The sequence below is a fragment of the Endozoicomonas sp. ONNA1 genome, assembly GCF_024606325.1.
Taxonomy (GTDB): Bacteria; Pseudomonadota; Gammaproteobacteria; order Pseudomonadales; family Endozoicomonadaceae; genus Endozoicomonas_A.
Map to the genome: position 1 here is coordinate 1 of NZ_JAHHPN010000066.1, position 11,619 is coordinate 11,619.

Below are 11,619 nucleotides of genomic sequence, written 5' to 3' on the forward strand. Positions count from 1 at the left end.
GTCTATGGCGGAGCCGGGCGGGATACGATCTCTATTGAAGCCTCAGAGAAAAGCCGTAAATACGTCGATGGCGGCCCTGATGTTGACAGGGTCTCATACGCCCGAAGTAAACAGGGTTTGACCATTGACCTTACCCGAAATAGAAGTCAATTGTCGGATAAAAACGGGGGAGATGTGTATGTCAATGTCGAAGTCTTCGAGGGAACCGATTATGACGATATCATAAAGGGGAATGATGAAAGCACTACCTTTATTCCCAGGGCTGGCCATAACCTGGTGTATACCCGCGGGGGTAATGACACTGTACTGGCTGATGGTGGGCGCACGGAAATCCGGTTGGAAAAAGGCAATAATAAGGTTTTCCTGAAGGCTGGGAATCATATTGTCGAGGGTGGCACAGGCGATGATGAAATTTATTTTTCGGACACCACCCACACCCAGCATCGGATTCAGGGCGGAGGAGGCAATAATCGGCTCATCAGTGATTTGCGACCCCGTATTACTTTGAAATTCAAGCAATGGTCGGCTTCTACGGTTGTTCCGCGCACGCAGTCAACAACAGAGTTTGCACTGTTCCCACATCTGGCAATTGTTGTCCCTCAATTTTTTGCTCGACCCACTGTTGCTCAACCCGCTTTGTTACCCTCGGCGGAACTCCAATGCACAGATTTTGCACCTGTCCAGCTGGTGGTGGATCTTGCCAATAATGCATTAAAGCTAAAGGTTTTGGGTGTCTATGATGACGCCAAAGGCAAGACAAGAATAAAGCCTGAAGACAAGTTTTCCAAGGATAGCGTGTTTCAGTTGTCGTTTGATTTGGAGGGGAAGCAGAAAGTAAAAAAAGTGGCACTGGCTGACTTTATCAAAGGAGAGGCAACCATAAACTGGGGAGGTATTGTTCAGGGTGTATCTATGGACGCCAGTCTGGAGCCGCTTATTTCTACTACCACCGTTGATGTTGACCTGAAGTGGGCACGTGAAGACAACACAAAAGAGGGCACCACGACGTACAGGAAAAAATGCCAGTCCAAATGGCAGGTTGAATTCTCAACCATTGATTCGCCATCAGTGACCATCGATTTAACCTACAAAAAAGATGGGCGTTTGCAGGTGCAGAATGTCAATACCCTGATTACCCAGGATGGTGATGACACGATAACAGGAAACCCCGGTGAAAATAATAAACTTATCGGGGGCAGCGGCAACAATCATTTAATTGACATGGGCGGGGATAACCAGTTCTCCGTTGGAATGGGAAATAACAATATCACCGCCGGCTCTGGATACGACACGCTTTTGTATCAGGTGATGACCCAGACCTGGCTGAAAAACCGGCCCTTTATTCCCTATACACTGGATTCTATTTCGGTGGATATGGCCAGCCGCAGCGTTCGTCATGTCTGGAAAGCCAGTGACAGACAGTATCCCGATAAATCATTTTCAGATCGGTTTACCGGTATTGACCATGTTGTTGGTACTGGCAATGGCGATCGCTATTCCGGATCGGACGATGACGAGCAGTACACTACAGGCGGTGGTGACGATACCGTGGATATGGGCGGAGGAGATGATCTGGTGGTGGTCCTGGATTCCGGGCAGGAGCCGGCAAGTCCCAGCCTGAAGGGGGGCAGCGGCAACGATACCCTTGTGTTTGAAACGCGTCAGGGCGTCTGGGTGGACCTGGAAGCCGGCCAGGGCAGGATTGGAACCGGGAAGGTATTTGATCTTGGGGGATTTGAGCGGGTCACTGGCAGTATTGCTAACGATACCCTTTACGGCAATGAGCTTGATAATGTGCTCACTCCCCGGGCAGGTGACAACCAGAAAGTCTATGGCAGAGGCGGCAATGATCACTTTCTGCTGTCTGAAGGAACCCATCTGGTTGCTGGCGGTAATGGCACGGATACCGTCGATTATCAGGCCCTGGTATTACCCCCCGGTACCACGGGTGTCACGGCCCTGCAGGATTATCGGGCACTGTCAGACGGTCAGGGCTGGTTCAATGGCACCACCTGGTTTAATGCCACCACCTGGTTTGGTTCGGATTGGTCAGGCTATGCCGAACAGGCCGGATTACCCTGTCCAAATGACGACACCGCTGGAGGGGCAACCAATGTTTCCGCCACTTGTCGTTCAGGCTTTGTCGTCTTTCGTTATGGGGAGAATCCAACTTTACCCGAACCGCGAGGCATCAAGGATCAGTTATACGACATTGAAAATCTGTTTGGCAGCAAAGGTGACGATGTCCTTTTCCTGACGTTAGCCAAAACTTTAGCCAGTGGCGCTGATGGCAATGACCGCCTGGTGGATCTGTCTGAAGGGGCAACCCTGAGAGGTGGAAAAGGGAATGACATACTCCATGCCAGCTATCGTAACGATAGCCAGGGCACGACCACGCTGGGGGGAGCAGGTTTCGATGTCCATTATGGCGGTCCCGGCGATGATAAAATGATTGCGGATCAGGATGCTGACCGGCTGATGGGCGATAAAGGCAAGGATTTTTATCTCGTCGACTGGCAAGCCAGGGGGACAGAAATTTCTGACCCGGATAATGGCAATATGCTGATGCTCAGGGGCGAAGGAGCCACTTTTGACAATATCGGGCTGGTACTGAATGGGAATTTCAGTGAGCTGTACTTTCAAGACCAGGGATATTACTGGGTCACCCTCACCATGGACGCTGTGCCAAGAAGAGTTCGCCCTGATGGCAGCCTGGACACCGGGCATTTCGTCGAAGCACTCCATCAGCATTTTCCTTATCTGCGCATTGAGGATACAGCAAAAGGCAACAAAACCACTGCCGCTCCCCTGACCAAGCAAGGTTTAAAGCTTTTTTATCAGGACCGGTTGATAAGGGATATCCGACTGGACAACATCATGATTGCAGAGGCTGACGATGAGGTCGTTCGTTCCGGCATCGGTAATGATGACTTGATGGCACTGGGTTGCGGGAAACTCAACCAGACTGAAGGGGTTCCCGGTTGCCACTATAAGCTCTACGGTGAAGAGGGCCATGATACTTTCCTGGTTCGCAACGCAACAGCGGACGTCTATCCGGGACCAGGCCATAACCGGCTTGCTGCGGGTAAACAGGCCAAAGTGTTTGTCAGTTTTGATTCGGATCAATCGCAAACCTTCGGGCTCTCTTTGCCATCTCCGCCAGAACAGCTCAGGGCCACTAACTGGCATTCCGTTGAGCCAGGGCAACTGGTCAGCCATGGCGGGCCCCTTGCTGGTGAAAACAGTGCAGGCTTCAAGAATGCCCGGCAGTTAACTGAAAGAAGTCAGTGGCTGGAAATACCGGGCTTAGTGACGGGTGGAGCCATGACACTGTCATTACAGTTGCGGGTTTCTGGTCTGGACCAGGCCTTTCTTCCCATTATTTATTTTGCTGATGCCGTTGGTCGTCATGGCATCAGGGTGGATAAAACCAACCGTGATGATCTGGTACTGACATTTTCCGATGCTGCTGCTGAAACTATCTTACATAAGCGGGTCCCTGATTTTTTTCAGGATGGCCAGTGGGTGCACCTGACGCTGCGGGTCAATCGTGCAGGCCTTGTGGACATTTATAAAGATGGGAAAAACGTGTTGCAAGGCGTCAGGGTTGAGGTGCCAAAACGAATGATCAGGCCCATGAATTTTTTGGGTCGGGAAGCGGTGGCGCTGGGCACTCAAAATCCCAGTAACGCCACTTTGACTGTTGCCGGGCTGATGGTGGTCGATCATTCGATGGCAGAGGAAGCCATTAGCCAGCTGGCCAAATCCCCCAGCGGAAATCTGCTGAAGCTGTCGTCTGAGTGTGATTCGATTGAGGTGGCCCTGACCGATTGTCCGGACTACCTGGAGTTGGGTGACAGGCACTACCTTGATGGTCAGGAGACTGTCCGTTCCTGGCTCAAGTCTGTTGAACGTTTGCCGGGCATGGTTCCTGTAGCCGATGGCAGACACATCTTTGTCGCGGATGACAACAGCAAAAAGGGGTTGTTTCAGCAGGGGGATGGTTACAGTGAGATTGTCGAGGCTCCGGGGCGTGCCGACTTGTTGGTGGTGAAGGTTAATCGGGATAACCAGGCTGTTTTTCGCAAACAGAATGATGATTTGTTGATTTATCTTTTCAAGGATGGCGAAAGCCTGGAAACCGCTTCTTTGACCGGCATTTCGGATCGGAGACGCTACCAGGGTTATTTTAATAGCAATCATTTAAACCGGGTTGAGCGTATCGAACTTAATCATCGGGTTCTGCTGTCGGAAGACGTTTGGTCGCTCACCCGCGATTTTCCCAAACCATCAAAAATCCTCAACAGTGCAAGACTTGAAGATGTCAGGGTGCTGGAACGTCAGGGGCAGTTGATGCTGTTCTTTGGCGGGAACCATTTTCCCCTGGGCATGACGTTGGGTCAGTTGTGGCCCGTTGCCTGGGATGACTATGAGAGTCATCATCCATTAGTCACAGTAAGCTGCCAGACGCTTCTGCCCACCAGAGGGGCGAAGGCAGTCTGTTCCATGTCGGCCATGGATTGGCGTGGCTTGGCCAGGGCTTACGGTCGGGTGTTGCTTTCCGGCTCGGACATCAGTGATGAACACTTGCTGCAGCTGAGTGCCCGTAATGTCTTTGAGAAAACGGCTGGGTTCTGCCCATTAAATGACAATGCCGGGTCCTCATCAAACTGCACAGTACGCCTGGGTACTCCGGATGCTGATAACTGGCACTCATCAGGCGAGACGGGTGCCTTTTTTGGGCTGGGCGGTGATGATCAGTTCACGGTAACGGATGTACGCTGGGATTATCTCGGAGGCGGTGAGGGATATGATTCACTGGTGCTTGCCCCTGTGGTCACTGTCGGTGCGTCGTTTATTGTGGACGGAAACCATCAGCACATTGTCGTTGATGGGCAGGTGCAAGGCTCAGTGTCCGGATTTGAGTTCGTCCACTGGCAGGTACCCGGTTCCGGCCAATTCATCCCACCACCGGAGGTGACCCGGTTAACGGTTACCCTCGGTGATGTGCAGGTTAAAACCGGGGCTAAGTTGGAAAGCATTGTCGTGGGTGGCAGCGGGACTGTCCGACTGCTGGATACCGGTTGGCACTCGGTGACCCTCTTCTGCAAGGACGATGGGACCGGGCTTGATAACGTCCATTTTAACCATCCGGGCATCAGGTTATCTGACCTGATGGTTCAAAAGTTTGAGCCAGTAACAACGTTTGAAAATACCCTGACGGGTGGAGAGATGACGCTGTCCTGTTTTGTGAGTCCTGATGCGTCTGTTTCTGCCGAGGTTGAGTTGTTTGATTTTTCTGACTTGTCGGACAGCGACAAGGGGTCAATGACCCTGTTGGTCAGTCAGGGGAAGGATCTGGTTATCAGGGTATTGCCTGCTGAGGGGAGTGAACGAAGGATCGTGGCCAACGACTTTTTCCCAGCGGGCAAAAAAACGCACCTGCTGGTGTCCCAGGATCAGAGCCATTTGATGATTTATCAAAATGGCCGGCTTATCCAGTCTGAAGCGCCTGCCCCTCTGCCTGTGGCTTTGCGCAGCAGAACACAGATAGGCGACAATACCAGAGGTTGGCTGGACGCTGTGGTTTTGGTGGCTGACAGCGTTAACGCCAGAACCGCACGTTTGCTGGCAGAAACACCCACAGGAAAGTTGACCCGGTTAAAACGAATCAATTCCCCTGAGCTGGGAGTGGTGGTCAAAGGGGGCAATCCAAAGACGGTCACTGTGGGTCAGCAGCTCTTAACTCTGGATCAATGGCATACGGCCTTTGTTGAGAGCAAGGGCATGACACCTTTAGGAAGCTTCCGGGAAGATGCTGAATTGAAGGCGTCAGCGGTTAGCCCCGATGCTGCCAGTTCGGTGAACGCCACCATCGCTCCGGTACCCTCAACTGCAAAGCCTGTAGCTACCGTCGAAAATCCGTTTACCCCCACAAAAAGCACTCAGTTTATTCAGGTAACACCGACTCCCACCCAATTAAAGCCAAGTGTTCCACCCCTTGAGTTTCCTGATTTTCCATTGACTGTTCTTAAACAGCTGCCGCCTGAATTACCAAAGATAACGGGGTTAGGTGAGCTGATTGGCAGGGCAAACTCGGATGAGCCTGTGTTCAGGGAGCTTGAGACCCTGCCTTGTTTTGCCAGTGGCTTACCTGCAGCCAGGAGGAAGGCTTCGGCTACCGGTAATAAAAGTCAGTTCTCGTATAATAGGCTTCAGTGCAATGAAAGTTCTGTCGAATTGCTTGAGAATCAGCAGGCACCCCAACCGCTGGTTCTTCAGGGTGATCAATGGTCGCTATCGGGGGTAAACTGCTCTGCGTCCTGTACGCCTCTGGTGCCAACTGGTGCCTCTCCTGCTTCTCCTTTGCCCATACAGCATGAATGCTTTTTGCCCTGTAATGTAACAGGTTCAACGACGGATGACGATTACAAGATCCCTCAGTTAACGCCCCTTTCTTATGGAGACGCTATCGACTGTTACATGCAGTGTCAGGGCCCGGCCGCTTCAATGCGAGCTGAGTACAATCAGCCGGTAGAGGTCGATCTTGTTCTGCAACGGGTTACATCGGGTCAGGCACTGGATGTGCTTCTTAAAGAGATCAGGGATTTTAAATGGGACAGTAAGACGGATGTTTTGTTAAAGGGAAATGACCTTGCCAACACCCTTGAGCTGGGCTCATCTGCCTTGAATGGGCAGGTTCAATCAGGGCCTGAGGATGACCATATAAGGCATCGATCCCCAGGGCAAATGGTCTATAAATACGAAAAATGGGGAGGCAGAGACCTTATACAGGTATTGGGAGAGGGAAATCTGGAGTTGGATTTTGGCGACATGGCTATCAATAAAATTACTTTAACGGAAAGTCATGGCGTTGTTGAAGTTGAAGTGAAACATGAGGGTGAAGAAGCGGCGGACCTGTTTTATATCACCGGGAAATCTAAATCAGGAAAAGACAGTTTTCACCAGCCGCGCCTGACCGGTATTCGTTATGGCGGTGGCAGCCTTCAACATGATGACCTGAATGTTCTTATCCAGAGTATTAACCAGTTTGAAAACAAGCTTCAAACGTCGGTTTCCCCATCGATCTCGCCGACTGCTGCCCGGAGTGTGGCGTTGGTTTCGACTTCCTTTGCCGGGTGAGTGGTTGAACCGGCTAAAGGTAGATTTTATTACGCAGGTAAGCCGAGCTGGTCAAAGAAAGCCGGGTTTCTCTCTTTTGCTGATTGCAGCAGGTGATCATAAGATATTACTTCAATGTAAGCATTTCGAGGCTTGTTATAACCAAAGAACCCCATTCCATCGTAGGTTTCGGTCAGGCTCGCCAGCTCGCATCGTTCTACCATGGTTGGGGTCAGGTGGCTAATGACATAGACATAGCCGGGTATTTCCTGACTGTTCCTGATAGGTCTGCCTGATGTGGTTTTTACCTTACCTTCACGGATGCGCTTCAGGTAGCCAAGAGCCTGCTCAATAGGGTTTTTATCTTCTCCCTCTGAGGCATCATTCCTCATAGGTCGCTTGATCTCAACCACTGTCAGAGAGGCTAAGGGCATTGATTTTTTTTCAGAAACCAAAATGGGATTGTCGTTAATGTTCAGTGCACACAAGTCAGGCTCTTCCGTAGAACTATCATCCGTAATGGGCATGGATCGAAGTGATTTATCGGAGGCCAGAAAATCATGGAAAGCCAGTCTTTCATCAATAAGCCAGAGGTTGCAGGCATCTGTGGAGACTTCTTCAGAGGTTTTCCGCATAGGCATAATAAGCTGATGAATCAGCTCTTCATGAACATATTTCCCGTTGTCCATTTGTCCAATGTATTTCTCTAACAAATCAAGAATTACACGTCGATGAGAGACATAGCTGGCCAGGTCTGACTTCTTAAAATCCTCTGCTTTTTTGAGGTATGCTTTCAGTTTCTTCTGATATAAGTCCATGTCACTTTCAATGGCCGGATTCATTATCTCGTGACCCTCTGCCAGCAACTGACGCTCAATGTCGGAATACTGTTTATGCAACAATGTATCAAGTTCTTTATCGCTCATTCTGGGGTCAACAGAAAACTCCTGCTGATTGATCAGGTGCATTACCGGTCGGTATCTGGGGGCTTTTTCTGAGACGAACTGGTTGATTCTCTCACGACAGGCCTTGAGGTTTTCACTCAGATAATTGTTCAGGTACTGCTTGCTTCTGGCCAGAACATGACGTTGCATATCTTTGAAACTGACTTCGACATCCTCAAGAATCCCCCCTATATCATCAGCTATATCAAATGCAGTGCGCTCGGGACGAACATGGCCGTCCAGATAGTCGGATGAAATATAGCAGGTATAGATGAACTCACCAGCCTCATCCGATATTTTGCCAAACAGCCCCGGGATTTGATGACTAATGGGAATTTCCTGCACCAGCCTGTTAGCTGCGCAAAGGGCGAGAGAGTGCTTCTTTTTGGTCGAAGAATGAAATTTTATATGGGTGAGCCTGAACGCATAGCCTTTTATATCGATACTTTCTTTACTGGCTTTGCTATGCATGTACTGGTCAAACAAGTTTTCCAGCGCAATAGTTTCTGTCCCATCCTTTATAGTTATACGAGGTACAGAATATTCTCTGACAAAATACCAAAGACAATGTTCTAATAAAGCATTAGCGATGCTGGTCGCCGTTTTTGGGCAGGCATCACGATACTTTTTATCGAATCCAGATAGTGTGAGGATAGAGAAAGGCCCTTCGCCATTCGGGTCAGGCTCATGATTCTGAGTCTTTATCCCCTGAGCGGCAGTGAACGAGAATTGCCGTTTAATGATACCTGACGAGTCTGATTTGAAGGCACTGGTAACATCCGCCCTATCGAATGCTTTGAGCCATAATAAACGACCCACTCCCCGGCACCCTTTTCCTATTTTATGATCAGAGTCAAGGGTTTCAAATGATGCCATGTTTTCTTCGTTGAAGCCTATGCCATTATCGTGAATTTCAAAGCCGACTATTTCTGAGCAGTACTCAGAGTTGTCAAGCTCAGAGGAAGCCTGCTGACTGCGTAGTATTTTGAGTGTCACAGTGCCGCCTGTGAGCAGATTGTCGTTTTCTTCAAGGGCTTGCAGAGAGTTAACAACGGCTTCAAAAACCGGGAAAAGTCCATGACTCTTGCGCAGATTCGTGTTCCTTAACCTTCCTGTCAGATTGGTATGCAGGCTCATTATAGACAGGCTCCTCAGGCAGGAAGTGCTTTTTACCAAAATTCAGCGAACTGAAATATTCTATACAGATCCTCAGAGGGCTGCTGACTTTATTATTGCTTAGCCATTGCGGAGCTTCCCGATGCTGCTCGGAATCAAGGCTTGAGCCTCTGCCTGTGAGGGTTTCCGGGTTTAGCGAAATCGTCGTAAACCAAACCATAGCGAAAGCGGGTGGCTGGTGTGGCTCTTAACGAACAAGCATTCCCGGATGGTTAGTTGTTTGGGAAGGCTGGGCGAAACTGCAAGACCGTCTCCACACCTACCGGATGACACGGGGTGTGGAGATCTGATTAAGAGATAGCCTTTAGGGCGGGTAGTTGACTTCCTCGTTTGAGGCTTTTTAGTGGATAGCTAGTTATCAGCATCAAAGAAGCCTCTGGCCCAGTTTAACCCTTCACTGATTAGTGGGCCTTCCTTTTATTGTGATATGTTCTTATATCAAAGCGCATAAAGTTCCCGCGTGTGGGGCGCCGCCACAGGCCGCGTCCCAGCCAGCTTGCTGGCGACACGACGCAATTGATATGTACGGTCTCAATGTTTTGTTTTGTTTTGTTTTGGAGGGGCTTACCGGAATACTGAAGAGGTAAAGAGTATCTTTGCTAAAATTTTGTTCATTTGGCCACTCTATTGAACCAAATGCTACTTTTACTATTATTTTTGCAACATAACGAGCCTGTAGAAAAACCCAAAAACAAAGCCGTAAAATTTGCGGCTCTTGTTATTAGCGAGTGCTGATCGGTGATCTTCAGGCTCCCGGTTAATTTATAAATTTTCCATTCTGGCTTATTACCAGTCTGAGAACTGTTCAGAACACTGCAGGCGCTTCTGGTGGGGCAAACTGTTCACACAAACACCGATCAGTGTCGTTTCAGCGTTTCTTTTTGATCTTCTCCATCCGCTTTAGCAGTTTCTCGCCGCCAGAACCATGGACTTTCTTGAGATTGTGCAAAGTGCACGTCAACTGCCACCGGGCATTGACCTTGGGCCGTCCTCGAAACGTGAACCGGGTGAGTCCCATCTCCTGCATATGGCCGAAAGGCGGCTCGGCAATGGCGAGTCGTTTTCTGTAAATCCGTTTTCCTGCCGGGCTGTCGATCCTGTCTTTCATCAGCTGCAGAGCATTGGGCTTCTTGTAGCCTTCCAGTTTGTAACGGAGCACTACGGAACGCGCTGAGGGTTGATCAGGTTTGCGCAGGCACTGAGCTTTTTTATCGGGCAGACCCGACAATGATGATGTTTCTTCCTGTTTATCGAAGGCAAAATCTTTCAGGGTGAAGCGGCCTGAGGCGGTAGGCTTAACGTGATTCTTTGCCAGGGCCGCCCGTTCTTTTTTGTGTTAGGTGCTATTCTGAGCATTTGAAACTCAGGAGTGCATTAGGTGAAACACGTGTCTTTACTGTTGTGTCTATTAGTATTTTGTCCATACTTGTTCGCTCATGAGTACACTCAAAAACAACCTCAGGTCAATTTTTCTCAAATAATAAATTTAGAAAAAAATCCACAGTTTGTAACTTTTGGTATTATTAACAGTGTTGTTTATATAGCAGTTAGCACAGCATCTAATGTGGTTTTCACAAAAAACAAGTATGACTTAAATGAAATTGATTTGTTCATAAAAAACTCTAGCGTATTGGAATTTGTTTTTGCGAATTTATTGTCCTCGGTAGGGGATTTTCTGGTTGTTATATTGCCTACAACCTTTATAAATGTTTTTTTAGAAAGGATATCTGATTATTGTTTTGAAAATAATGCAACAACTAATTTGATAGCTGTTTATTTAAGCAGAACTTCTAGTTCTTGTGTTATATCATATTACTATTTAACACTTAATGAGCCGCTAAGGGATCTTCTGAGTACATCATTCTTCCTAATTGGAGTAAACACATATATCGATCATGGCGTAATTGCAACGCTGTTATATATAACACTCTCAACGTTTGTTGCCCATTTACGTTTGAGATGTATTGGTTGGTAGATATAGACAGGCACCTAACCGCAAAGCTGTCGGGCGCACAGTATGTGCGTCCTGTTGAGCGTGTTGTTAGTTAGCGTGTTACTTGCCGACGAGGTGGTTCACGATCTGGATCAGAAGCTCTTCGCTTTTGCCAAAACGCCGGTCAATCGCTTTGTTGAATGCTTTTTGTTCTGCAATAAACGCATCAACCTCTTTGAACTTCTCACGTTGTTCATTGAGGATCAAAGAGACAGCTCAGTGAGTAGTTTCAAGAATTTTGTCGTTTTCTTGGAAAGCATAGTCAAGAGCGTTTACTTTGGCTCCTGGTGACATAGGTACTACCTGTTTTATTGAATGAGCCATGAGCGTAGCAGACATTGAGAGATTGCACAGAGACACCTAACGTGTCTCTTATACACATCT

Annotated in this window: 5 protein-coding genes; 2 read left to right on the top strand and 3 right to left on the bottom strand. The window is 48.7% G+C overall.

The genetic code is table 11. The features are described from left to right. The first annotated feature begins 117 nt into the window (after window positions 1-117). Window positions 118-7,143: a LamG-like jellyroll fold domain-containing protein gene (locus tag KDK19_RS01400; RefSeq protein WP_257291194.1), complete on the top strand. Its 7,026-nt coding sequence runs from the start codon at window positions 118-120 to the stop codon at window positions 7,141-7,143. Between the two features lie 29 nt (window positions 7,144-7,172). Here the strand turns inward: KDK19_RS01400 and KDK19_RS01405 are convergent, their stop codons facing one another. Both KDK19_RS01405 and KDK19_RS01410 read right to left on the bottom strand, forming a co-directional pair. Beyond that, window positions 7,173-9,203 (bottom strand): hypothetical protein, encoded by a 2,031-nt coding sequence (locus KDK19_RS01405; protein WP_257291195.1) that lies wholly within the window; start codon window positions 9,201-9,203, stop codon window positions 7,173-7,175. A 907-nt stretch (window positions 9,204-10,110) separates the two neighbouring features. Next, the gene (locus KDK19_RS01410; protein WP_257276350.1) at window positions 10,111-10,470 is read right to left on the bottom strand and encodes a transposase; all 360 of its coding nucleotides are present in this window, start codon (window positions 10,468-10,470) and stop codon (window positions 10,111-10,113) included. Window positions 10,471-10,629: 159 nt separating this feature from the next. Between KDK19_RS01410 and KDK19_RS01415 the strand changes: the two genes are divergently transcribed. Next, window positions 10,630-11,217, top strand: coding sequence for a hypothetical protein (locus tag KDK19_RS01415; protein WP_257291196.1), 588 nt, complete (start codon window positions 10,630-10,632; stop codon window positions 11,215-11,217). A 78-nt stretch (window positions 11,218-11,295) separates the two neighbouring features. Here KDK19_RS01415 and KDK19_RS01420 read toward each other — a convergent pair whose 3' ends face one another. Continuing rightward, the gene (locus KDK19_RS01420; protein WP_257291197.1) at window positions 11,296-11,442 is read right to left on the bottom strand and encodes a hypothetical protein; all 147 of its coding nucleotides are present in this window, start codon (window positions 11,440-11,442) and stop codon (window positions 11,296-11,298) included. Between the last annotated feature and the right edge of the window lie 177 nt (window positions 11,443-11,619).

Coding starts and splice junctions, on each gene's coding strand:
- KDK19_RS01405 (WP_257291195.1), bottom strand. CDS start 9,203: ATGAGCCTGCATACCAATCTGACAGGAAGGTTAAGGAACACGAATCTG.